Here is a 23,078-nt window from a genome sequence, read left to right as displayed (position 1 = left end):
GGCGTTGAAGGGAGTCGTCATGGGATCAGAACCCCAGGTCGACGCTGAGGAAGAACTGCCGGCTCGACGGATACGGCGCGAGGTCGATGAACCGGTTGAAGTTCTGGTTGCCGAAGTTGTTGAACTCCGGATCGAAGCCCCAGTAATCCGTGAACATGAACAGGTTGCGGCCGCTGACGTTGAAGCGCATCGACTTCGCCTTCAACTTCTGCGCCCACGAATCCGGCGCCTGATAGTTGAGCGTGATTTCGCGCACCTTCACGTACGAGCCGTTCTGCATGTACACGCGCGTGTCGTTGCCGTTGAACGTCTCGTAGCGGCAGTCGCCGAGTGTGCGGTTGCCGCACAGCATGGAGCCGGGGATGTACGAGGCATCGCCCGGATTGCCCGAGCCGCTCGGCGCGATGATCTGCGTGGGCGCCGGATCGTCGAAGTCACGCGAGTTGCCACCTTCGTCCCACAGGTTGTTCGTCATGTTCGACACGGCACCACCCGCACGCCAGTCGAGCAGCACCGACACCGTGAGGCGCTTCCACGAGAAGTCGTTGTTGAACGTGGTGGTGTGGATCGGGTTGGCGTCGCCCGTGATGGTGTCGGCCACCACATAGGCGTTCGTGCTCTTGTTCCAACGCAGCGGCGCATTCGACCAGATCTTGGTCGAGATGCTGTTCGAACCGATCTTGTTGCGACCGTACGCCGAACCGAAGCTGCCGGCGGCGAAGAAGTTGGGAACCGGCAGGCTGTTGGTGTACTGCTTGTTGGTGTTGTAGATGATGCGGCTGGTCCATTCGAAGCTGCCGCGACGCATCGGCACCAGCGAGAGCACGCCTTCCGTTCCCAGCACCGAGAGCTGACCACCGTTGATGATCTTGTTCGCCAGACCGGACGACGGCGGCAGCGGGTAGGTGAGCAGCAGGTCGGTGATCTTGCGCTGATAGCGCGTGGCTTCGATGCCGACCCGGCCGCCGAACAGCGTGGCGTCCGCACCGAATTCGAGCTCGTTCATGATTTCCGGCTTGATGGCCGGGTTGCCGACGAGGCTGGCCGAGGTGAGCGAGCCCTGACCACCGATCTGACCGGGGACGGCGTACAACACGTCGCGGTCGCCGTAACGCGGGCGATTGCCCGACTGACCCCACGCGCCGCGGATCTTGACTTCGTCGAGCTTGTCGGTGAACGGCTTCACGAAGCGGTACGAACCCGAGTACTTCGGGAACAGGTAGTACTTCTCGCGGTCACCGTTGGCGCTGGAACGGTCGGCACGGAAGCCGACGTTCAGGGCCAGCTTTTCGTCGAGCAGCAGGGCCTGTTCGTTGACGTACAGCGACTGGTCGCGGAATTCCGTGCGCGTATCCTCGACGGCGAGGTCCTGCGCGCCGGTGTTCGGCGTGACGCGCACACCCGGGATCAGGCCGCGGCCGCGGATGCGATAGATCGAGACGTACTGACGCTCGTACGTGCCACCGACCGACGTCGTGAACGAGGTGAACAGCGAATTGCCCGGCGTCCAGGTCCACACGGCGTTGAGGCCGGCGTTGGTCTGGAGGCTGGTGATGTTGTTCTCGGCCGCCGTGCCGTTGTAACCGTCGGCGGGCTCGAACTGCATGCGGTTGGGCGAGTAGACCACACCTTCCTGCTGGAAGCGGTCCACACCGGACAGCATGGAGAGTTGGAGGCTGTGGTGCGCCGAGCTGATGGCCGAGTAGCCCAGGCGGAGGTTGCCCGCCTGGCGGTACACCGTTTCGTCGCCCTGCACGCTTTCCATCACGTCGAACGGATTGGCCGTGTTGGCGCCGCCGCCGTGGAACGGCATGCGAGGCAGCAGACCGTCTTCACCGCGCTTCTGCAGATCGATGATGGCCGGCGTGTAGCCCAGTTCGTACGTGGGGCTGATACCCGCGTTGCCGTTGTTGCCGATACCACGCTGCAGGAAGTTGCGCGTGACGTCGAGGCCCATGCTCGCGGTGAGCTTCGAGCCGATGGTCTGGTCGAGGTTGATGCGACCACCGGTGCGACGGGCGCCGGTGTTGATCATGATGCCCGATTCCTGACGGTCGTTGAGCGACGCGAAGAAGCGGGTGCTGCCGGCGCCGCCCGAGGCGGACAGCAGCGTTTCCCACGACGGGTCGGTGCGGCCGTAGAGCTGCCCCTGCCAGTCGTAGTTGGTGCAGTTGGGCGTGCAGACCGCGCGCGCGGCGGCTTCACCGATCGGGCCATCGACCCACGGCAGCACATCGTCGAGCGTGGCATAGGTGCGCTGGCCCAGCGAGCGCGACATCTGCTGCGTGCCCACGCGCTGCGTGAGGTTCCAGCGCGTCTGGCCGGCCTGACCCTTCTTGGTCGTGATCACGACCACGCCGTTCGTGGCGCGCGATCCGTAGATGGCCGTCGCCGCCGCCGACTTCAGGACTTCGATGCTCTCGATGTCGTTGGAGTTGAGGTCGGCCAGACGGTTCACCACCTGGTCCTGGTTGGAACCGGTCGAACCCGAGGCGCGCGACACGGCGCTGGCGCCCGAGGAATAACCCTGGTTCGAGATGATCACGCCGTCGACGACGTAGAGCGGATCGCCCTGCGCGAGCACCGACGTGGCGCCGCGGATCTGCACCTGGGCACCACCGCCCGGCGCGCCGCTGTTTTCGAACACGCGGGCACCGGCCACCTTGCCGGCCAGGTTGCTTTCGACCGAGCGGGCCGGCACGCGATTGAGTTCTTCCGCGTTCACCGAGGCCACGGCCGTGGCGGCCACGCGGCGATCGACCGTCGTCGCCTGACCCGTGACGGTCACGCCTTCGAGCTGCAGCACGTCCTTGTCGAGCTCGAAGTTGGCCGTGGTTTCGTTCGGACCGACTCGAACCGTGCCGCGCTTGTAGCCGAGCTGGCGGGCCATGAGCGAGACTTCGCCGGCCGGGACGCGGATGCGATACTCGCCGCGCTCGTTGGTACGCACGCCGACCTGCTGGCCGACGATGCTGACAGTGACATCCGGAAGGGGCTGACCGGTACCGATCATGGTCACCTTGCCCGTGACATCACGGGTCTGCGCGTCCGCACGGAACGGCAGGAGGGCAACCATGGCGGCCGCGGCCACGAACTTGAAGAACCTACCCATAGGGTCTCCGATGGAGGGGATTACTGCGGCGGGGTCTCTCGACCATTCCGTCACCGAGGACGGACCGCCCGTCACAGGCGCTGCGGGAGTCGGCCGTGACAGGATGGTGACAGAACCGTCGAGGATGACGCAAAGGTAAACAGGGAACAGCACAGAGACAGGTGGCGTCACGCGAATGGTTGGGACAACAGGCGGGACCCCGGGACTGCGATGTTTCGTCTGCTGTCGGCCTCACGATGTCCCCGGTGTCTCAGTCGTGACATTCTCAGGGCCAGTCACATTTCGTCACAATCTGGCCATCGGCAAATTGCGCGCGACCGTGACGTCGGACACACCCGCCCCGTCGATCAAGCCGGTAGGATAAAGCCGGATGGTCCTCGGAAATCCCGCTGTGTGCCTCACTCCCCCGCTTCGGCCATACGTCCGCCATGTCGCCCGCGTGCTCCTCCGACCGCATCTGCCACACCTCCTGCCGTTCCTGCACGTCCGCCGGCCCGCCGGGTGGGCTCCCGGGCGTGGACCGGCGCGGCTTCCTTGCGTCGGCGTCCGTGTTGTCTCTGGGCGCGCTCATGACGGCGGCCTGCGGTGACGGGGTCATCTCGGGACCGGCTGTCATCCCGGAGTTCCCGACCGGACCCTTTGCGTTCGACCCCCGGGCGGTCCCGGCGCTGCAGCAGATCGGCGGCCGGGTGGTGGTCAGTTCGGGGCTCACGTCGCCGATCCTCCTGGAGCGGATGAGCGCCACGCAATACCGGGCGTTGTCGCTGGTCTGTCCGCACCGGGGCACCATCGTCGACGTGACCTCGTCGGGGTTCGTGTGCCCCAACCATGGCGCGCGGTTCGCGCTGGACGGGGCATGGGCCGGAGGACAGGACACCGGCAGCCTCGCCCCGGTGGCCGTTCGCCGCAACGCCGATGGCACGCTGACCATCGGGGGCGTTCCGACGCCGCCGTTGCTGGCGCTGGGGGCCACGTCCGCCGTCTTCGTGACCAGCACGACCGGAGGCGCCATGGCCCCGCAGACGGTGGCCATCGGCAACGACGGCGACGGGCTCATCACCGGTTTGCAGGTGTCGCTCACCTACGGCGCCAATCAGCGCAGCGGGTGGCTCGATGTCGCGCTCGATCAGGCCTCGGCGCCGGCCAGGCTCACCCTCACGGCGCAGCGCGGGACCATTCCGGCCGGCACGTACACGGCCACGGTCACGGTGTCCGCGGCCGGTCTCGCCAATGGTCCGCAGACCGTGGCCGTCACGCTGCTCGTACAGGATCCCAATTCGCCCGCGTCGCTGCTGCTCTCCACCAATGCCCTGGCGTTCGTCGCACCGCAGGGAATCGTGCCGGTTGCCCAGACGGTGCAGTGCAACAACGGGGGCGGGGGAGCCCTGCTGGGGCTCGCCGCGGCCATCAGCTATGGCGCCGGCGGCTCGGGCTGGCTGACGGCCTCACTCAGCCAGACCAGCGCGCCCGCCGTCCTCACGCTGCGTCCGACGCTGACCGGACTGGCCGTGGGCACCTACACCGCTACGGTCACCGTGTCGGCCAATGGCGTGGCCTCGCGCGCCATCACGGTCACCCTGACGGTGAATCCACCGGGGCTCCAGGTCACGATCGGCGCCTGGCCGGCGCTCGCCAACATCGGCGGTGCGGCGGGCAGCGTCGGCAATGTGAACGGCGGACCGGTGGCCGTGGTGCGTACCGGCACGAGCAGCTTTGCCGCGTTCTCCATGCGCTGTCCGCATCAGGGCGGGATCGTCCAGGTGGTGAACGGGAGCAGCTTCCGCTGCCCCAACCACGGCGCGCTCTTCGACAATGCCGGCAACAACCTGCCCAGTTCACCGCAGCTCACCGACAATCTGACGCCGCTCACGGTCACCTATGTGCCGGGGGCGGGGACGCTGGTGGTGTCCTGAGGGGCGGTTTTGGGTAGTGGTGGGGATATGGGTTCGGGGGTGAAAAGCCGGGTTACGGGACGTGAGTCCCGGGTCGCGCGACCCACCACCCAATTGTTCACCCCCCCGGAACTCCAAACCCACCACCCTCCACCGCCGTTCATGTTGTCCGCCTCCGTCGGCACCGCTAACTTGAGGGGCTGTTTGACCTTAGCTCCCTTTTGCCCGCAGTAGCCATGCCGACATACGAGTTCCGTTGTCCGGACGGGACGATCATCGAGCGCATCTTCAAGATCTCCGAAGTCCCCGACGCCATTCCTTCGCCCAACGGCGATGGCATGGCCACGCGCATCATTTCGGGAGGAGCCGGTCTGCTCTTCAAGGGGTCGGGCTTCTACATCACCGACTACGGCAAGGACGGCAAGAAGGACCAGCGGGCGGCCAGTGGCGCGGCTGGCGATGCCAAGAGCGATGGCAAGAGCGGCGCGGCCAAGAGTGAGTCGGGTTCGGCGTCCGGTGGCTCCTCCAGTGCCTCGTCGGGTTCTTCGACCAGCGGCTCCTCAGGCGGTTCCACGTCCTCGACGAAGTCCGAGTGAGCGCGGTCGACGGTGACGCGTCCGGCACGCCGCCGGACGCGAGCCAGAGTGCGGGCCAGAACACAGGCCCTTCCACCAGCGAACCGGTCAGTCACGCCGACGCGCTGCGCGCCGAACTCGTGCGCGCGGCGCGTACCCTTGGCGCGCCCGACGATGTACACCCGGTGCTCGAGCGTCCGCGCGATCCCTCGTTCGGCGACTGGGCCACCAATCTGGCCATGACGCTGGCGAAGCCGCTGGGACGCAAGCCGCGCGATCTGGCCGAGGCGCTCATCGCCGCGCTCGATACCACGCGGGTAGGCATCAAGGCCGCCGAGATCGCGGGGCCGGGCTTCATCAACTTCCGTCTCGATCCGGGATTTCAGGCGCGCGGGCTGCTGCAGATTCTCGCTGCGCCCGAACAATGGGGACGTCACGACCTCGGCCGCGGGGAGCGGGTGGTGGTGGAGTTCGTCTCGGCCAATCCCACCGGTCCGCTGCACGTGGGGCATGGTCGTCAGGCGGCGCTGGGAGATGCCATCAGCACGCTGCTCGAATGGACCGGCTGGAACGTGGATCGGGAGTTCTACTACAACGACGCTGGCGCGCAGATCGCGAATCTCGCGAAGAGCACGCAGGCACGGGTGCGTGAACTCGGTGGCCACGCGCTCGAGATTCCCGACGGCGGCTATCACGGGGAGTACATCCGCGAGATCGCCGAACGCTACGTGCAGGAGCACCCGGAAGACCGCGACGGCAACGACCTCGATGCCATGCGGCAGTTTGCCGTGGCCGCGCTGCGTCACGAGCAGGACCTCGATCTGCAGGCCTTCGGTGTCAAGTTCGACACCTACTATCTCGAGAGCTCGCTCTACACCGACGGGCGGGTCGACAAGACCGTCGAGGCACTGAAGCAGTCGGGGTACACCTACGAGGAGAATGGCGCGGTCTTCCTGCGCACGACGGCCTTCGGCGACGACAAGGACCGCGTGATGAAGAAGAGCGACGCCAAGGGTGGCGACTACACCTACTTCGTGCCCGATGTCGCGTATCACGTGACCAAGTGGGAACGTGGGTATCACCGCGCGATCAACGTGCAGGGCGCCGATCATCACAGCACCACCACGCGTGTGCGTGCCGGTCTGCAGGCGCTGGGCATCGGCATCCCGCAGGGCTATCCCGACTACGTGCTGCATCAGATGGTCACCGTGATGAAGAGCGGCGAGGAGGTGAAGATCTCCAAGCGCGCCGGCTCCTACGTGACCGTGCGCGATCTCATCGACGAGGTGGGACGCGATGCGGTGCGGTATTTCTATCTGATGCGCAAGGGCGATTCGCAGCTCGTGTTCGACGTCGATCTCGCGCGCAGTCAGTCGGAAGAGAACCCCGTGTATTACGTGCAGATGGCACACGCGCGGATGTGCGGCATCTTCCGCGTGGGTGAGATCGATCCGTTGTCGGTGACACCAGACGGCGTCGATCTCGGGGTGCTCAGCGAGCCCGCCGAACAGGAACTCATCAAGCAGCTGCTCGACTTCCCCGCGATCGTGAAAGGCGCGGCGGAGAACCTCGAGCCGCATCGCATCGCCGGCTGGCTGCTCGAAACGGCCCGGACGGCCCACACCTGGTATCACAAGCATCACGTCCTCGGTGAACCCGAGGCCATCACGCGCGCGCGTCTCGTGCTTGCGCGTGCCACGCAGCTCGGCATCGCCGCCGGCCTGCGCATCCTCGGACTGACCGCGCCGGAGCGCATGTGACATCCTCTTCTTCCCCGGCGAGCCCCGTGCTCGTCGTCGGCTCGGTGGCGCTCGATTCGGTGGAGACGCCGTTCGGCAAGGCCGATGAAGTGCTGGGCGGATCCGGCACGTACTTCTCGTCGTCGGCGTCGCACTTCGCGCCCGTGCAACTGGTGGGCGTGGTGGGTGACGACTATCCGGTGGACAAACTCGAACCGCTGGCCGCGCGTGGGGTCGATCTCACCGGTCTCGAGAAGACCGAAGGGTCGAGCTTCCGCTGGCGCGGCCGGTACCGGCACGATCTCAATTCGGCGGAGACGCTCGAGACCCATCTCGGTGTGTTCTCGCATTTCCGCCCCAAGATCCCCGAGCAGTTCCGCCGCGCGCCGTTCGTGTTCCTCGCCAACATCGATCCGCGGTTGCAGCTCCAGGTGCTCGAGCAGGTGGAGAAGCCGCGCCTGGTGGCCTGCGACACGATGAACTTCTGGATCGAATCGCGGCGCCCCGACATCGTCGAATTGCTCAAGCACGTCGATCTCATCACGCTCAACGACGCCGAAGCCCGGCAGCTCACCGAACACACCAATCTCGTGCAGGCCGCGCGTTGGATCCTGGACCGAGGGCCGAAGCACGTGCTCATCAAGAAGGGCGAACACGGTGCGTTCATGTTCAATCGCGAGAGTGTGTTCTACGCGCCTGCGTATCCGCTGGAAACGGTGTTCGATCCCACGGGCGCCGGTGATTCGTTCGCCGGCGGGTTCATGGGATACCTCGCGGCCACCGGCGACATCAGCGAACGCGCGATGCGCCGTGCCGTGGTGGTGGGATCGGCCATGGGCTCGTTCGCCGTGGAGAAGTTCTCCAACGCCCGTCTGCTCGAAATCACGCGCGGGGACATCGACGCCCGCGTGCAGGAGTTCCGTCAGCTCGTGGCCTTCGATACGGAGCTGACCTGATGACGGGTCCCAACAGCACGCCGCTCGACTACCGCTCGGCGGGCGTCGACATCGAGGCGGCCGACGATGCCAAGCACCGGCTCGCAAAACTGGTGCAGTCGACCATGACGTCGGGTGCGCGTGGGGCCTTCGGTGGATTCGGCGGCATGTTCCGTGTGCCCGAGGGGTACAAGGCGCCGCTGCTCGTGGCCAGTGCCGATGGCGTGGGCACGAAGATCAAGATCGCCATCGAAGCGGGCCGTCACGACACCATCGGGCATTGCCTCGTCAATCACTGCACCAACGACATCCTCGTGCAGGGGGCGGTGCCGCTCTACTTCCTCGACTACGTGGCGTTCGGCAAACTCGAACCGCCCGTCGTGGAAGGCGTGGTGGCCGGTGTGGCCGCGGGGTGCCGCGAAAATCGGTGCGCGCTGATCGGCGGAGAAACGGCCGAGATGCCCGGGGTGTACACGCCGCCCGATTACGATCTCGCCGGCTTCATCACCGGCATCGTGGAAGAGGACCAGGTGCTGGGCAGTGCGCGCGTGCAGGAAGGCGATGTGCTGGTGGCCCTGGCCAGCGATGGACTGCACACCAACGGGTATTCGCTTGCGCGCCGCATCATCAGCGACCGCATGAAGCTCGGCGTGCACGATGCGTTTCCCGACGCGAACGGCGCGACCGTGGCCGACGTGATGCTCAAGGTGCACCGCTCGTATCTCACCTGTCTCGAACCACTGCTGGGTTCGATTCATGCGATGGCGCACATCACCGGTGGCGGGCTGCCGGGCAACCTGAATCGTGCGCTGCCTCACACCCTCGATGCCGCCGTGGACACCTCCACGTGGACCATCCCCTCCGTCTTCCGGGTACTCGCGGAAGCGGGGCAGGTGAGCCCGATGGAGATGTTCCGTGCCTTCAACATGGGGGTGGGTATGGTGGTGATCACATCGAAGGACCAGGTGTCCGCACTGCTGTCGCGCGCGTCGTCGTGTGGCATCGAAGCGTGGGAGCTGGGTTCCGTGGTGAAGGGTACGGGTGAAGTCCGTCTCGAAGGACTGTCCGCGTGATGCGCGCGGGGCGGGGGGCCATCGTGACCGCCGCGACCATTGCCGCGATGATCGCCGCATCGGTCGGGTATGCGCAGACAACGGTGGGCGAGTGCCACATGGCCACGTTCAACGGCTCCGCGGCCGATGCCTGTCAGAAGGGACGGGATCTGTTTGCCTTCGTGGCACCGCAGGTGGGTGTCGCACTGTCGGCGGGCAATCCGATTCTCGGCGAGGGTGGAACGATGGGCGGCTGGGGCAGGCGCGCGCTCAGTTTCAGGCTTTCGGCCGTCGAGGGATATCTGCCGCGCAATTCGGTGCCGATCACCACGGCACTCAATCCGCAACCCGGCGACTTCGGTGCCGAACGCACCTACGTACCGATCCCTTCGGCCGATGTGGCGGTCGGTGTCTTTTCCGGAGTACCCGCCGGTCTCACGAACGTGGGCGGTGTGGATGCACTGCTGGGCGTGACGTATGTGCCCAAGGCATCGGAGGGCACCTTCCGCATCGAGCCCACGACGTCGGCGTTTGCGTTCTCCTACGGCCTCCGCGTGGGAGCGCTGCAGGAATCCTCGCTCGTGCCCGGCGTGAGCCTGAGTTACATGCGCCGCAAGCTGCCCACGGAGAACATCGCCTACACGCCCGGCAACGACACGCTCAACGTGAACAACATCGCGATCACGTCCAACACGTGGCGGCTGGTGGCGAGCAAGCGCATTGCCGTGGTGGGGCTGGCCGCGGGTGTGGGGCGCGACGACATCGAAGGCACGTCGAGCATGAGCGGCGTGGTGAACGAATCGCTCGGCGGGGCCACGTTGCGCAGCGCCGTGACGCTCTCCGACGTACGCACCAAGACCAGGCGGAACACCGCATTCGTGAATGCATCGTTCGGCATCTCGGCGGCGCGCATCGTCGGCGAGTACGGCTGGTCCAGTGCGGGCACGATCGAACAGACCATCAATCAGTTCGGCGGTCGACGCGCCAACGAAGCGTATCGGTATGCCTCGTTGGGAGTGACGGCCAGGTTCTGATGTCGTGATGTCCACATCGCGTGGTGGCAGTCGCCAGGGAGCGCACGTGTCGGTGGACGCCGATGACGTGCGCTTCATGCGTCGTGCCCTCGAGCTGGCCGAGCAGGGGGCGGGGCAGGTGGCCCCGAATCCCAAGGTGGGCGCCGTCATCGTCCGGGACGGTCGCATCGTCGGGGAAGGATGGCATCAGCGCTACGGCGGGCCGCATGCGGAGGTGCATGCCTTGCAGGCGGCGGGCCGCGCGGCGCGTGGGGCGACGGCATACGTGAGCCTCGAGCCCTGCAATCATCACGGCCAGACCCCCCCGTGCACCGAGGCTCTCATCGAGGCCGGCGTGGTGCGCGTGGTCTGTGCCGTCCGCGACCCCAACCCCAAGGCCGCGGGTGGCATGGAACGCCTGCAGGCGGCCGGCATCGTGGTGCACACCGGTGTCTGTGAGGAGGACGCGTTGCTCGCGAACGCGGCGTTCTTTCACCACGCGCGGTGGCAGGCGCAACACCAGGAACCACACCAGGGGCAACATCAGGAACAACATCACGGCCAGCATCAGCCCCAACCGGCGCACGCGTCGAAGGGCGCGGATGCGGCACTGCCATTCGTGGTGCTCAAGCTGGCCGTCTCGATCGACGGCGCCATCGTCGACGCCTCGCATCGCCGCGGCTGGCTCACGGGACCCGAAGCTCATCGGGCGGTGCACGCGCTGAGAGCCGAGGCCGACGCGGTGGCGGTGGGTATTGGCACGGCGCTGGCGGACGACCCATCGCTCACCGTGCGCCTGGTGCCGGCGCCGCGGATAGCTCCCCTACGGGTGGTGTTCGACCGGCAGGCCCGCCTGCCACTCGATTCCACCCTGGTGCGGACCGCGCGGGATGTGCCGGTGCGGGTGATGACCCATCGGGCGTCTCCCAGTCGGGTGGCGGCTCTGGAGGAGGCCGGCGTGACCGTGAGTGAGGCGACCTCCGCCCGGGACGCTCTGTTGCAACTTGGCGCGGTGGGCGTGCGGCACGTGCTGGTGGAAGGGGGCGCGGAGCTGGGAAGCACATTGCTCGCCGCCGGACTCGTCCATCACCTGATTATCTTTCAGGCTCCGGTCATTCTGGGGGCAGGCGCCGTACCGGCGTTTGCCGCATACCCCTCCGTGGAAGCCGCCAGGGCGCCACGACTGCGGGTGCTCGAGCGCCGCGTGTTCGGCGCCGACCTGATGACCCGTTACGCTGTTTCCGGAGACTGAAGAACGGATGTTCACGGGGCTCGTGGATGACGTCGGCCTCATCGAGCTTGTCGCGGATACGCCGGCGGGGCGCGAATTGCGCATCCGCACGCGGTATACCGACCTGATCGATGGCGAGAGCATTGCCGTGAACGGCGCCTGTCTCACCGTGCGCGAGCACGGTCGTCTGGAGGCCGGTGGTGGGACCGCACATTCTGCGGCGCACCCCGATGCCGGCGACACCTTCGCGGGCTGGTTCACCGTCGGCGCCATCGGCACCACGCTGGGCCGCACCACCATCGGGCACTGGACCGTCGGTCAGCGCGTGAATCTCGAACGCGCCATGCGCCTCGGGGACCGCCTCGGCGGGCACCTGGTGCTCGGGCATGTCGACGATCTGGGCGTCGTGTTGCGCACCGCCACGGCGGGTGATGCGTGGTTGATCGACGTCGAACTGCCGCCAGCGTTGCGGCCGCTCACGGTGGATAAAGGCTCCATCACCGTGAATGGCGTGAGCCTCACCGTGAACGAGATGCTGGCCACGGGCGTTCAACTCTCGATCATCGAATACACGAAGCGTCACACCACACTGGGAGAATTGACGCCCGGTGACCGTGTGCACATCGAAGCCGATATCCTGGCCAAGCACGTCGAGCGGTTGATGACGGCCCATGCGGGCAAAGCCGTGCGCAACGGTGCTGGCCATATCGTCGGTGACGCCGCGGGCGCGGACGTCTGCGTGCCCGGCGGCGAACGCGCCCACTACTGAGTGACACCGTGAGTAACACCGTGAGTGACACCGAACGACTACACGTCATGCAGACTACAGAGCAGGGCGCCACATCAGGCGCGACAGCCGATGTCATGGCAGAGGCGACCGCGGAGGCCACAGATGCCGGCGGGCCGGTATTTGGCACCGTCGAACAGGCGCTGGCCGATATCGCGGCGGGCAAGTTCATCGTCGTGGCCGATGACGAAGACCGGGAGAACGAAGGCGATCTCGTCTGCGCCGCCGAACTGGTGACGCCGGAGATGGTCAACTTCATGCTCGAAGCCAAGGGCATGATCTGTCTGGCCATGACCAATGCCTGGGCCGACCGCCTGGGGCTTGGCATGCAGGTGGAGCGGAACACCGAAGCGATGGGCACCGCGTTCACCGTGTCGATCGACGCGGCGGCTAAGTATGGCGTCACCACCGGCATCAGTGCGTCCGATCGGGCGACCACCATTCGTGTGGCTGCCGATCCCGGCTCCACGGACGCCGACCTCCGGGTGCCTGGCCACATCCATCCGCTGCGGGCACGCAACGGTGGGGTGCTGCAGCGCGTGGGACACACCGAGGCCGCAGTGGATCTCGCGCGTCTCGCCGGATGTCGTCCGGTCGGTGTCATCTGCGAGGTGCTCAACAAGGACGGCACCACCGCGCGCCGGCCGCAGCTCGAACAGTTCTGCCGTCAGCACGGTCTCACGTTCATCACCATCGCGCAGCTCGTGGCGTACCGGCTCAAGCACGAGCGTCTGGTGCATCGGGTGGCCGAAGCGCGCCTGCCCACCGAGTTCGGTGAGTGGCGGATCTACGGATACCGCAACGACGTCGACAGCCGCGAGCACATCGCGATCACGTTCGGCGATGTCGCCGAAGATGGCAGCACGCTGGTGCGCATGCATTCCAAGTGTCTCACGGGCGATGTGTTCCATTCCCGTCGCTGCGACTGCGGCTGGCAGCTCGAGACCGCGATGGCCATGATCCAGGCCGAAGGACGCGGGGTGATCGTGTATCTCGATCAGGAAGGGCGCGGCATCGGATTGCTCAACAAACTCAAGGCCTACGAACTCCAGGATCGTGGGGCCGACACCGTCGAAGCCAACGAACAACTGGGCTTCAAGGCCGACCTTCGCAACTACGGCATCGGCGCGCAGATTCTGCTCGACCTGGGCGTGCGCTCCATCCGTGTCATGACCAACAATCCCCGCAAACTGGTGGGGCTCGAAGGATACGGGCTGGCATTTGCCGGCCGGGTCCGCATCGAGGCGCCTTCGACCGATGAGAACGCTTCCTATCTTGAAACCAAGCGCACCAAGCTTGGACACCTCTTCGCCGTCTGAGATCGACGTGGCCGAGTTCAGTGGAGAACCGCGCGGTGCCGGACGCCGCATCGTGGTGGTCGTCAGTCGTTTCAACGAAGGTGTGACCGTGCCGCTGGCCGAGGGCGCGGTGAGCACGCTGGTCGAAAAGGGCGTGGCGTTCGACAACGTCGACGTGTTGTGGGTGCCCGGGGCGTGGGAACTGCCCGTGGCTGTGCGGCGGGCGCTGAGCAGTGAACGCTACGATGCCGCCGTGGCGCTGGGCGCGGTCATCCGTGGGGAAACGCCGCACTTCGATATCGTGGCCGGTGAAGCCGCGCGCGGGCTCATGGAAGCCTCGCGCGATTTCGACGTGCCGGTGACACTGGGCCTGCTCACCACCGATACGCTCGAACAGGCCGAGGCGCGGGCGGGTGGCGCGCACGGCAACAAGGGCGTGGACGCCGCACTGGCCGCGCTGGAACTGCTCGATCTGTTCGATCGGGCGCTGCCCATGTCCGAGTTCGACGACGAGGAACTCGGCTGATGGCGAATCTTCGTGATGATGCCTTCTGGGAAGCGCCGATGCAGGAGCCGCTGGCGCCCCGGCAGGGACGCCGCAGCCGTGGCCGCAACCGTCCGGCCACGCGCGAGGAGCGCCTGGAAACACGGGGCCGCGCGCGCGCGCTGCAGGCCCTCTACGCCGCCGATCTGCGCGACCTGGGACAGATCAAGCGCATCGCCACCACCGTGTTCGACGATCTGGCCATCGATCCGGCCGAACGGCTGTTTGCGTCACGCATCGTGGCCACGGTGGCCGATCGTGGTGCGGCGCTCGATGCCGCGCTGTCCGACGTGACGGCCAACTGGCGGCTGGAGCGGCTCGGCGCCATCGAACGCAGTGTGCTGCGGCTCGCCGCCGCCGAACTGGCGCGCGAGGAAACGCCGGTGAAGGTGGTGCTGCAGGAAGCGGTGCGACTCGCGGAGCGGTACGGCACCGAGCGGTCGGCGCGTTTCGTGAATGGCGTGCTCGACGCCTACGCCCGTCGTCTCGGACGGTTGTGACGGATCATCAGGGCCGCGCACGGATGCGCATTGCCGTGGTGAACTGGCAGTGCCGCGAGAATCCGCTGGCTGGTGGGGCCGAGATCCATCTGCACGAAATCTTCGGACGCCTGGCGCAGGCCGGGCACGAGGTCGTGCTGCTGTGTGGCGGCTGGCCCGGATGTCCTCCCCGCGCCACGCTCGATGGCATCGACGTGCATCGGGTGGGCACCCGACAGTCGTTCCCATTCCTGGCCCGGAGCTACTGGCACACCACGCTCGCGCCGCGCGGATTCGACGTGCTGGTGGAGGACATCAACAAAGTCCCGCTGTTCACGCCCACCTGGCGGAGGCCCGAGGGGGTGCCCCGGCTGGTGGGGTTGGTTCCGCATCTCTTCGGCGGCACCGCGTTTCAGGAACTGGCGGCGCCGCTGGCCACGGCCGTCTGGCTGGCTGAAAAGCCGCTTCCGTGGTTCTATCGCCGATATGCCTTCGAAGCGATCAGCGAGAGCACCCGCGACGATCTGGTGCGACGGGGCATCCCCCGGGAACACATCCGGGTGATTTTTCCCGGCATCGACAGTGCGCACTACACGCCCGATCCCTCGCAACGGGCGGATCAGCCCCTGTTTGCGTACCTCGGTCGTCTGAAGAAGTATAAAGGGGTGGATCTCGTCGTCCGGGCATTCGCTGCCTGCGGGGTTCCCGAAGCCACGCTGGAAATTGCGGGAGCGGGGGAGTTCCGTCCCGAACTCGAACGGCTGGCCGGAACCCTTGGGGTGGGGTCGCGGGTACGGTTTCTAGGTCGTATTGACGAGACTGAGAAGTGCGCCCTGCTTCGACGGGCATGGGCGACCGTCTTTGCATCTCCAAAGGAGGGTTGGGGCATCACGAATCTGGAGGCAGCAGCGAGTGGAACTCCGGTGATTGCGTCGAACTCTCCCGGAATCCGCGAGTCGGTCCGCGATGGCGAGACCGGTTTCCTCGTGCCACATGGGGACGTGGCTGCCATGGCTGCATCCATGCGACGTCTCAGCGGCGAGCGAGCGCTCGTCGAACACCTGGGCGTCGCGGCGCGACGATTCGCCGAAGGATTCACCTGGGCGAACGCCGCCGATCAGACCGAAGCCCATCTCCGCGAGGTGGTGGGAAAGGAGGGAGGTCGCTGATGGAGATCATCCTGCACGCGCATCACGCCGAAGTGACCGATTCACTTCGTGCGCAGGCACAGGCCGCTGTGGAACGCATTGCCTCGCGGGTCAAACGCGTGGTCAATGCCATCGTCCGATTCGTCGAAGACGGGCCCACCCGTCGGGTCGAAATCGTGCTCCGCGCCGGCAGCCATGGCGAACTGTTCGCCCAGGCCGATGCCCGCGCATTTGCTCCCGCCCTGTCTGCCGCTGTGCAGCGACTCGAAACTCAGGTAGCCCGCACGCGCCGCTCGCGGCGCGCCTCTCGTACCGATATTCGCCCAGGAGACTGACCGCGTGAATCGGCGTCTCACGGTCGGTACCCTGTTCGAACGCATGAAGGACACGCTCGAACTCGAATTGCTGGGCCCCACCACCGGTCTCGATCGTGAGATCACGAGCCCCGAGGCATCCAGCCCGGGGCTCGTCCTTGCCGGCTACATCAATCGTTTTCCGTACCAGCGTATCCAGGTGCTCGGCGAAACCGAGATCACCTACCTGCAGTCGTTGAGTGAGGGACAACGCACGGCCAACCTCGAACAGTTCTTCGGGTTTCCGCTGCCCTGTGCGTTCATCACCAAGGGGCTCGAACCCCCGGCGCCGTTGATGCGTCTGGCCGATGAAGCCGGTGTGGCCGTGCTGCGCTCGCGGCTCAAGACGGCCGAGTTTTACCGGCTCATCAAGCCCTTTCTCGCCGATCAGTTCGCGCCCACGACCACGTTGCACGGATCGCTGGCCGACGTGTACGGCGTGGGGCTGTTTTTCACAGGGAAGAGCGGCATCGGCAAGTCCGAGTGTGTGCTCGATCTGGTGGAGCGCGGTCATCGGCTTGTGGCCGACGACCTGGTGTTCGTTTCCCGTCGAGGGAACGATGTGCTCATCGGACGCGGACACGAACTGCAGCGCCACTTCATGGAAATCCGCGGAGTCGGGCTGCTCGACATCCCGGCCATCTTCGGCATCCATGCCGTGCGTCAGCAGAAACGGCTCGAGGTCATGGTGATCCTCGAGGAATGGGACGGCAACGCCCAGGTGGACCGCACCGGACTGGACGTGCAGACCATCGAGATCCTCGGTGTGGAGATCCCGAAAATCACGGTGCATCTGAATCCCGGCAAAAACATCACGGTGATCGCCGAAGTCATCGCGATGAATCATCTCCTGCGATATTATCGCGGATACGATACGGCCACCGCGTTCAACGAACAGTTGATCGACCGGATGCGCCGGAAATCGGATGTCCAGCGGTATCTGCAGGAGGATGACGAGTAGTGGGGACCACGCCGTGAGCGATCAGGACCACCATCAAGACCGCGGTCCCGCCGACAACCCCGGAAGCGATTCGGGCCGCAGCGTGGTGGATACCGACGCGGCGGACCCGGCAGTGCGTGCCATCGTGGCGGGGCATGGAGCCTTTGCCGCGGGCATCATTTCGGCCGTCGAACAGATCACGGGGCGGGGCGCGGTGTTTCTGCCCATCTCCAATGCCGGCCTGTGCCTGGACGACATCCAGGGCACTCTGGCGCAGGCGCTCGACAAAACCGGAGCCCGGGTGATCTTCACCGATCTGCCGGCCGGGAGCTGCACGATGGCGGTCCGGCGCATGATCCGCGAACGGCCGGGGGTGTTGCTCGTCACCGGGGCGAATCTCTCGCTCCTCCTCGACTTTGCCATGCAGGACGATGTCGAACCCGCCCTGGCGGTCCAGAGCGCGCTCGATCGCGGAAAAGCGTCGATGGCGGTGTACGGCGCCTGAGAGGCGCGCTATCGTCTCTGGTGTTGCCCCTCTGGTATTGCCCCTCTGGTGTTGCCCCGCCACGTTCGCAGTCCGCTCCCCGCCCTGGTTCGTTCCTCTCCACTCGCTTTCGCTCCCGCTCTCGCACGCCGGCATGCCCATCGCGCTCTATCGCATTGATGACCGCCTCATTCACGGGCAGGTGGTCGTGGGTTGGGGACAACCGCTCGAAATGCGCTTCATCGTGCTGGTGGACGACGATGTGGCCGCGAGCGAGTGGGAGCAGGAGCTCTATCGCATGGGCGTACCTCCCGAGATGACCGTGCATTTTTCGACGGTGGAGGACGCGGCCGCCAATCTCGCGCGGTTCGAAAGCCACGGAGAGCCCGGCATCGTGCTGGTGGGGGACATTCCCACCATGCAGCGTCTCGTGGCGGGGGCCGGTGGACGGATCCGCACCGTGAACGTGGGCGGCGTCCACCATGTGCCCGGACGCAGCGGACGCCTGCGTTATGTCTACCTCACGCCGGAGGAAGAGCAGGGGCTCCGCGATATCGCCGCGCAGGGGGTGGACGTCACGGCACAGGATGTGCCCTCGGCACGCCCGGTGCCGCTCGACGAACTGCTCGCCTCCACCGTGGGCGTCTGATTCCCATGCTGGAAGCAGGCGTGCTCTCCTGGTCGATTGGTGATCTGCTGCCGCTGGTGCTGCTGGCGGGCGTGGTCGGTCTCGACGTGGTGAGTTTTCCCCAGGCGATGTTCTCCCGTCCCATCGTGGGAGCCACGCTGGGAGGGGCGTTCGTTGGGGAGCCTCTGGCCGGCCTCACCTGCGGCGCGGCGCTGGAGTGTCTCGCCCTGGAATCCTTGCCGGTGGGTGCGTCCCGTTATCCCGAATGGGGCAGTGCGTCGGTGGTGGCCGGAGCGGTGGCGGCCAGTCACGTCACTCCCACGGGTCTGCCCGCCGTGGGGCCCTTCGCCATGTCCGTGGTGGTCGGTATCCTCGCGTCGTGGCTGGGTGGCATCAGCATGGTCAAACACCGGCAGCTCATTGCACGGGTGGCCAGACCACGGTTGGGTCAGCTCGCGGCGGGCAGTCGCAGCACGGTCATCGGTCTGCAGGTGTTCGGCATGACCGCGGACCTGCTGCGTGGCGCCCTGGTGGGGCTCGTCATGCTGCTGGTGGCGGCTCCGGTGGTGGCGGTGGTGGATGCCCGCTGGTCGGTACGCGACGATCTGTCGCGGGCCATCGTGGTCACCTGCGTGGCCGCGGTGGCGGCGGCATCGGTCTGGAAGGATTTTCACGCGATTTCGGGCACGCGGCGGCTGTTCCTGATCTCGCTGGCCATCGGTACGGTGGTGGTGATCCTTGGCGCCTGAATCTCTGCCTGGCGGCGCTACGGACGCCGGCCTGCCCGGGATGAGCGGGGCGCATCAGATGGTCGGCGAAGCCCCGCCCCTGGATCCCGCGTTGCACGCGTCGATGTACCTCCGGATGCTCGGCATCCAGGGGTCGTGGAACTACGAGATCCTCGTGGGCAACGGGATGGGGTTCTGCATCGAACCGGCACTGCGCCGGCTGCCCGGCGGGGTGGACGGTGAAGCCTATCGCAGTGCGCTTGCGCGGCAGGCGGTGTACTTCAATGCGCACCCGTACCTGGCCGGTCTGGCCGTCGGCGCGCTGGCCCGGGCCGAGCTCGAACAGGTGCCGCCCGCCCGGATCGAACGATTCCGGACGGCGTTGTGCGGACCGCTGGGCAGCGTGGGCGACCGGCTGGTGTGGGCGGCATGGCTGCCGGCGTGTTCCCTGGTGGCCATCCTGCTGTTCGGCTTCGGCTGGTCGCCGCTTGGAGTCGTGGCGGGGTTCCTGATACTCTACAACCTGGGCCACTTGGGGCTTCGGGACTGGGCATTGCGCGCCGGGTGGCATCACGGCCTGCGTGTCGCGACGGCACTGGGACATCCGGTGTTGCAGCACGGTCCACGCTACATTGGTCGGGTGTCGGCAGTGTTGGGAGGATTGGCATTACCGCTGGCGGTGCATCGCGCCATCGGTGGCGAGCCTCCACTGACGCCCATTCCCATGGGCGTTGCGGTGGCGACGCCGATTCTTGCCGTGCTCCTCGTGCGTATGCAGGGACGCACGGAGGGCTGGCGTGTGGTCCTGTGGCTGCTCGCGGCTTTCGTCCTCTACTCGGTGGTCATTGATGGCTGAACGCTCCGTCCAAATCGTCAACAAGCACGGGCTGCACGCCCGTCCCGCGGCCGAAGTGGTGAAGGCGGCGTCGCGCTTCAAGGCCGACATCACCATCTGCCGTGACGATCTCGAAGTGAACGGCAAGAGCATCATGGGCGTCATGATGCTGGCGGCGGAATACGGTGCCACGATCACGTTGCGCGCCACCGGCCCCGATGCCGACGACGCGCTCGAGGCGTTGAGCATGCTCGTCGCATCGCGGTTCGGAGAGGCCTAGTGGATTCCATCCTCCGCGGCATTCCCGCCTCGCCGGGAATCGTCGTGGGTCCGGTGCATCTCCTGCGCTGGGAGGTGCCGGAGGTTCGCCATCGGCTCATCGACGACAGCGAGATCGAAGCCGAAGTCACGCGCCTGCACGAAGCCGTCGAGCAGGCGCGTGAGCGTCTGCGCACGCTCCGCGCCCGCGCGGAAGTGCAGGCCGGACCAGAGGAAGCCGGCATCTTCGACGTGCAGCTCTCGATCCTCGACGATCAGGAGCTGATGAACAGCGCCACGGCGCTCGTGCGACAGAACCTCGGCGCCGAAAAAGCCTTCGACCTCGTGCTGCTCGAATGGCGTCAGCACTTCGCCCGCCACAGCGCGCCCATGCTGCGCGAGAAGGTGGGCGACCTGATGGACGTGCACATCCGTGTGCTGTCCATCCTGCTGCATCTGCCCGATCACGATCCGGTGGACGTGCCGCGTGGAGCGAACGCCATTCTCGTCACGCACGATCTCACGCCGTCGCTCACGCTGCAACTCGACCGCGAGTGCATCGCCGCCATCGCCACCGAGGCGGGCACCGCCACCGCGCACGTGGCCATCCTGGCGCGCTCGCTGGGGCTGCCCGCCGTGGTGGGTCTGCGCAGCGCGCTGTCGGTGCTGCATGGCGGCGAGACGGTCATTCTCGACGGCACCGACGGTACGCTCGTCGTCAGTCCGTCCGAAGGCGAGATCGGCGCGGCCCGTCGTCGCATTGCCGATGCCGAGGGACAGGCGCCCGCCCTGCGCGAACTCGCACTCAGCGAACCCGTCACGCGCGACGGCATCCGCTTGGTGGTGCGGGCCAATGTCGACATTCCCGAAGACGCCGACCTCGCGGCCGGCAGTGGCGCCGATGGCGTGGGCCTCATGCGCACGGAATTCCTCGTGGTGGGGCGCGCCAGCATGCCAGACGAGGAAGAGCAGTACCGCAGTTACACGCGGGTATTGCAGGCTTTCGATGGCCGCCCGGTGGTCATCCGCACCTACGACATCGGCGGCGACAAGCTGCCTGTCGGCGGCTTCCCCAGCGAGGCCAATCCGTTTCTGGGCTGGCGCGCCATCCGCATGTGTCTCGACGAGAGTGATCTCTTCAAGGTGCAGTTGCGCGCGCTGCTGCGGGCCGCCGTGCACGGCGACCTGCGCATCATGCTGCCGCTCGTGGTCACTGTCGACGAGGTGCGGGAAACCCGGCAGCTCCTCGAGGAGGCAGTGGCCGAACTGTCGGCCCGTCGCGTGCCGTTCCGCGACGATGTGCCCCTGGGCGTGATGGTGGAGACGCCGGCCGCGGCGGTGGCGTGTGACACGCTCGTGCGCGATGTCGATTTTTTCAGCCTCGGATCGAACGATCTCGTGCAGTACACGCTGGCCGTCGATCGGGGCAATGCCAACCTCGCGCCGCGCTTCACGCCCTTTCATCCCGCCGTACTCCGTCTCATGGCGCAGGTCCAATCCACCGGCGCCGCACACGGCATCGATGTGTGCGTGTGTGGCGAGATGGCCTCCCAGCCGCTGGCGGTGTTCGCGCTGCTGGGGCTCGGGTTGCGTCAGCTCAGTGTGGCCCCGCGGGCCGTGGCCGACGTGAAGCGCATCATTCGCGGGGTCCGGGCCGAAGCGGCCGAAGACGCCGTCCGGGCCGCAATGCAGGCGGGAACGGCCCGTGAAGCCGAGATCCTGCTGCGTCGTCGGTTGCGCGCAGAGCTCGAGCGCGAATACCGTTCCTGATCCACCGGTGGACACCGGCATTGCCCTGGCGTGGCCCGGGCGATGCCGGTCATGTGCCGGTGGGTCGTGTCATCACCTTCAAAGCAGAGTGTTTGCGTGGCCGATCGCCATCTCTTCACATCGGAGTCCGTCACCGAGGGACATCCGGACAAGATCGCGGATCAGATCTCCGATGCCGTGCTCGATGCCCTCCTCACCGAAGACTCCAAGGCGCGGGTGGCGTGTGAGACGCTGGTGACGACCGGTCTCGCCGTCATTGCCGGAGAGATCACGACCTCCGCGTATGTGCATCTGCCGGATATCGTGCGGCGCACCATCGACGGGATCGGCTACAACGACGCGGCCTTCGGCTTCGATTCGAAGACCTGTGCGGTGGTGAGCACCATCGACAGTCAGTCGCCCGACATCGCTCAGGGTGTCGACACGGGCGGCGCCGGTGATCAGGGCATGATGTTCGGCTACGCGACCGACGAGACGCCGGAACTCATGCCCATGCCCATCCAGCTCGCGCATGCGCTCACGTATCAGCTCTCGGCGTTGCGCAAGGATGGCACCTATCCGTGGCTGCGCCCCGACGGCAAGGCGCAGGTCAGCGTGGTGTACGAAGACAACCAGCCGATCGCGGTGGACACCGTCGTGATCTCCACGCAGCACGACGAGAAGGTGAGCAACACGCGGCTGCGTCGCGCGATTCTCGACGATGTCATTCATGCGGTGCTGCCCGAGGAAATGATCGGGCGCAAGCTCAAGACGCACATCAATCCCACGGGGCGCTTCGTCATCGGCGGTCCGCAGGGTGATGCCGGTCTCACCGGCCGCAAGATCATCGTCGACACGTATGGCGGCATGGGACGCCACGGCGGCGGGGCCTTCAGCGGCAAGGATCCGTCCAAGGTGGATCGCTCGGCGTGTTATGCCGCGCGCTGGGTGGCCAAGAACATCGTCGCCGCGAAGCTGGCCAAGCGGTGCGAAGTGCAGGTGGCCTATGCGATCGGCGTCGCGGAACCGGTGTCGGTGTACGTGCAGACGTTCGGAACGGGCGCCGTTCCCGATCGGGTGATCGAAGCGGCCGTGAAGGAGGTGTTCGATCTGACACCGCGCGGAATCACCACCGCACTCGATCTGCGCAAGCCCATCTATCAGGCCACGGCGGCCTACGGGCACTTCGGTCGCAAGCCGGAAACCGTCGGACGGGGCCGTGGGGCCCGTACGACCTTCACCTGGGAGCGCACCGATCGGGTCACCGCGCTCCGGAAGGCGATCCGCTGAGCGGTTCG

The 23,078-nt window shown here is 66.5% G+C and carries 22 protein-coding genes; 21 read left to right on the top strand and 1 reads right to left on the bottom strand.

The genetic code is table 11. The features are described 5' to 3' along the window. Positions 1 to 25: 25 nt before the first annotated feature. On the bottom strand, positions 26 to 3,112 hold the full coding sequence (locus tag WG208_RS08165) for a SusC/RagA family TonB-linked outer membrane protein (RefSeq protein ID WP_337170842.1): 3,087 nt from the start codon (positions 3,110 to 3,112) through the stop codon (positions 26 to 28). Between the two features lie 548 nt (positions 3,113 to 3,660). On the opposite strand from WG208_RS08165, the gene WG208_RS08160 reads away from it, so the two are divergent. The 21 genes from WG208_RS08160 to metK all read left to right on the top strand — a co-directional run bounded on the left by WG208_RS08160 (position 3,661) and on the right by metK (position 23,070). Continuing rightward, positions 3,661 to 5,025 (top strand): Rieske 2Fe-2S domain-containing protein, encoded by a 1,365-nt coding sequence (locus tag WG208_RS08160; RefSeq protein WP_337170841.1) that lies wholly within the window; start codon positions 3,661 to 3,663, stop codon positions 5,023 to 5,025. A gap of 215 nt (positions 5,026 to 5,240) precedes the next feature. Next, positions 5,241 to 5,600, top strand: a complete 360-nt coding sequence (locus WG208_RS08155) for a hypothetical protein (RefSeq protein ID WP_337170840.1) — start codon at positions 5,241 to 5,243, stop codon at positions 5,598 to 5,600. Then, positions 5,597 to 7,339, top strand: a complete 1,743-nt coding sequence (gene argS / locus WG208_RS08150; RefSeq protein WP_337170839.1) for an arginine--tRNA ligase — start codon at positions 5,597 to 5,599, stop codon at positions 7,337 to 7,339. Before WG208_RS08155 ends, argS begins: the two co-directional genes overlap by 4 nt. After that, complete coding sequence (locus tag WG208_RS08145) at positions 7,336 to 8,274, top strand: PfkB family carbohydrate kinase (RefSeq protein WP_337170838.1); 939 nt, start codon at positions 7,336 to 7,338, stop codon at positions 8,272 to 8,274. The genes argS and WG208_RS08145 overlap by 4 nt, the downstream gene beginning before the upstream one ends. Next, positions 8,274 to 9,326, top strand: a complete 1,053-nt coding sequence (gene purM, locus WG208_RS08140; RefSeq protein ID WP_337170837.1) for a phosphoribosylformylglycinamidine cyclo-ligase — start codon at positions 8,274 to 8,276, stop codon at positions 9,324 to 9,326. The genes WG208_RS08145 and purM overlap by 1 nt, the downstream gene beginning before the upstream one ends. Continuing rightward, positions 9,326 to 10,339 carry a hypothetical protein gene (locus tag WG208_RS08135; protein ID WP_337170836.1) on the top strand — a complete coding sequence of 338 codons (1,014 nt, stop codon included), beginning with the start codon at positions 9,326 to 9,328 and terminating at the stop codon, positions 10,337 to 10,339. Before purM ends, WG208_RS08135 begins: the two co-directional genes overlap by 1 nt. Positions 10,340 to 10,346: 7 nt before the next feature. Continuing rightward, positions 10,347 to 11,570, top strand: a complete 1,224-nt coding sequence (gene ribD / locus WG208_RS08130) for a bifunctional diaminohydroxyphosphoribosylaminopyrimidine deaminase/5-amino-6-(5-phosphoribosylamino)uracil reductase RibD (protein ID WP_337170835.1) — start codon at positions 10,347 to 10,349, stop codon at positions 11,568 to 11,570. Positions 11,571 to 11,577: 7 nt separating this feature from the next. Continuing rightward, positions 11,578 to 12,318: a riboflavin synthase gene (locus tag WG208_RS08125; RefSeq protein ID WP_337170834.1), complete on the top strand. Its 741-nt coding sequence runs from the start codon at positions 11,578 to 11,580 to the stop codon at positions 12,316 to 12,318. Positions 12,319 to 12,326: 8 nt separating this feature from the next. Continuing rightward, positions 12,327 to 13,655, top strand: coding sequence for a bifunctional 3,4-dihydroxy-2-butanone-4-phosphate synthase/GTP cyclohydrolase II (locus tag WG208_RS08120; protein WP_337170833.1), 1,329 nt, complete (start codon positions 12,327 to 12,329; stop codon positions 13,653 to 13,655). Between the two features lie 7 nt (positions 13,656 to 13,662). Further along, entirely contained in the window at positions 13,663 to 14,160 is a 498-nt protein-coding gene (gene ribH / locus WG208_RS08115; protein ID WP_337170832.1) for a 6,7-dimethyl-8-ribityllumazine synthase, read from the top strand. Continuing rightward, positions 14,160 to 14,678 (top strand): transcription antitermination factor NusB, encoded by a 519-nt coding sequence (nusB, locus tag WG208_RS08110; protein WP_337170831.1) that lies wholly within the window; start codon positions 14,160 to 14,162, stop codon positions 14,676 to 14,678. The genes ribH and nusB overlap by 1 nt, the downstream gene beginning before the upstream one ends. A gap of 23 nt (positions 14,679 to 14,701) precedes the next feature. Further along, positions 14,702 to 15,826, top strand: coding sequence for a glycosyltransferase family 4 protein (locus WG208_RS08105; RefSeq protein ID WP_337170830.1), 1,125 nt, complete (start codon positions 14,702 to 14,704; stop codon positions 15,824 to 15,826). Beyond that, on the top strand, positions 15,826 to 16,140 hold the full coding sequence (locus WG208_RS08100) for an HPF/RaiA family ribosome-associated protein (protein WP_337170829.1): 315 nt from the start codon (positions 15,826 to 15,828) through the stop codon (positions 16,138 to 16,140). The genes WG208_RS08105 and WG208_RS08100 overlap by 1 nt, the downstream gene beginning before the upstream one ends. Before the next feature lie 4 nt (positions 16,141 to 16,144). Continuing rightward, the gene (gene hprK / locus WG208_RS08095) at positions 16,145 to 17,119 is read left to right on the top strand and encodes an HPr(Ser) kinase/phosphatase (RefSeq protein WP_337170828.1); all 975 of its coding nucleotides are present in this window, start codon (positions 16,145 to 16,147) and stop codon (positions 17,117 to 17,119) included. Positions 17,120 to 17,132: 13 nt separating this feature from the next. Beyond that, positions 17,133 to 17,603: a hypothetical protein gene (locus WG208_RS08090; protein WP_337170827.1), complete on the top strand. Its 471-nt coding sequence runs from the start codon at positions 17,133 to 17,135 to the stop codon at positions 17,601 to 17,603. A 133-nt stretch (positions 17,604 to 17,736) separates the two neighbouring features. Further along, entirely contained in the window at positions 17,737 to 18,231 is a 495-nt protein-coding gene (locus tag WG208_RS08085) for a PTS sugar transporter subunit IIB (protein ID WP_337170826.1), read from the top strand. Positions 18,232 to 18,236: 5 nt separating this feature from the next. After that, complete coding sequence (locus tag WG208_RS08080; RefSeq protein ID WP_337170825.1) at positions 18,237 to 18,959, top strand: PTS sugar transporter subunit IIC; 723 nt, start codon at positions 18,237 to 18,239, stop codon at positions 18,957 to 18,959. Beyond that, complete coding sequence (locus tag WG208_RS08075; protein WP_337170824.1) at positions 18,949 to 19,794, top strand: PTS system mannose/fructose/sorbose family transporter subunit IID; 846 nt, start codon at positions 18,949 to 18,951, stop codon at positions 19,792 to 19,794. Before WG208_RS08080 ends, WG208_RS08075 begins: the two co-directional genes overlap by 11 nt. Further along, on the top strand, positions 19,787 to 20,053 hold the full coding sequence (locus tag WG208_RS08070; RefSeq protein WP_337170823.1) for an HPr family phosphocarrier protein: 267 nt from the start codon (positions 19,787 to 19,789) through the stop codon (positions 20,051 to 20,053). The genes WG208_RS08075 and WG208_RS08070 overlap by 8 nt, the downstream gene beginning before the upstream one ends. Further along, a complete protein-coding gene (gene ptsP, locus WG208_RS08065) occupies positions 20,053 to 21,801 on the top strand; it encodes a phosphoenolpyruvate--protein phosphotransferase (protein WP_337170822.1) in 1,749 nt (582 codons plus the stop codon). Before WG208_RS08070 ends, ptsP begins: the two co-directional genes overlap by 1 nt. Before the next feature lie 96 nt (positions 21,802 to 21,897). Then, complete coding sequence (gene metK / locus WG208_RS08060) at positions 21,898 to 23,070, top strand: methionine adenosyltransferase (RefSeq protein ID WP_337170821.1); 1,173 nt, start codon at positions 21,898 to 21,900, stop codon at positions 23,068 to 23,070. The last annotated feature ends 8 nt before the right edge of the window (positions 23,071 to 23,078 follow it).

Origin of the sequence: Gemmatimonas aurantiaca, assembly GCF_037190085.1 — a bacterium.
In the GTDB taxonomy this organism is placed as follows: Bacteria; Gemmatimonadota; Gemmatimonadetes; order Gemmatimonadales; family Gemmatimonadaceae; genus Gemmatimonas; species Gemmatimonas aurantiaca_A.
This window is presented reverse-complemented; position numbering and strand designations above follow the sequence as displayed.

Excerpts from the sequence above, each read along its gene's own strand:
- WG208_RS08100 (WP_337170829.1), top strand. The coding sequence starts at position 15,826 with ATGGAGATCATCCTGCACGCGCATCACGCCGAAGTGACCGATTCACTT.
- purM (WP_337170837.1), top strand. The coding sequence starts at position 8,274 with ATGACGGGTCCCAACAGCACGCCGCTCGACTACCGCTCGGCGGGCGTC.
- WG208_RS08070 (WP_337170823.1), top strand. The coding sequence starts at position 19,787 with ATGGCTGAACGCTCCGTCCAAATCGTCAACAAGCACGGGCTGCACGCC.
- WG208_RS08125 (WP_337170834.1), top strand. The coding sequence starts at position 11,578 with ATGTTCACGGGGCTCGTGGATGACGTCGGCCTCATCGAGCTTGTCGCG.
- WG208_RS08155 (WP_337170840.1), top strand. The coding sequence starts at position 5,241 with ATGCCGACATACGAGTTCCGTTGTCCGGACGGGACGATCATCGAGCGC.
- ribD (WP_337170835.1), top strand. The coding sequence starts at position 10,347 with ATGTCCACATCGCGTGGTGGCAGTCGCCAGGGAGCGCACGTGTCGGTG.
- nusB (WP_337170831.1), top strand. The coding sequence starts at position 14,160 with ATGGCGAATCTTCGTGATGATGCCTTCTGGGAAGCGCCGATGCAGGAG.
- WG208_RS08085 (WP_337170826.1), top strand. The coding sequence starts at position 17,737 with ATGCCCATCGCGCTCTATCGCATTGATGACCGCCTCATTCACGGGCAG.
- WG208_RS08080 (WP_337170825.1), top strand. The coding sequence starts at position 18,237 with ATGCTGGAAGCAGGCGTGCTCTCCTGGTCGATTGGTGATCTGCTGCCG.
- WG208_RS08165 (WP_337170842.1), bottom strand. The coding sequence starts at position 3,112 with ATGGGTAGGTTCTTCAAGTTCGTGGCCGCGGCCGCCATGGTTGCCCTC.
- WG208_RS08105 (WP_337170830.1), top strand. The coding sequence starts at position 14,702 with ATGCGCATTGCCGTGGTGAACTGGCAGTGCCGCGAGAATCCGCTGGCT.
- WG208_RS08135 (WP_337170836.1), top strand. The coding sequence starts at position 9,326 with ATGCGCGCGGGGCGGGGGGCCATCGTGACCGCCGCGACCATTGCCGCG.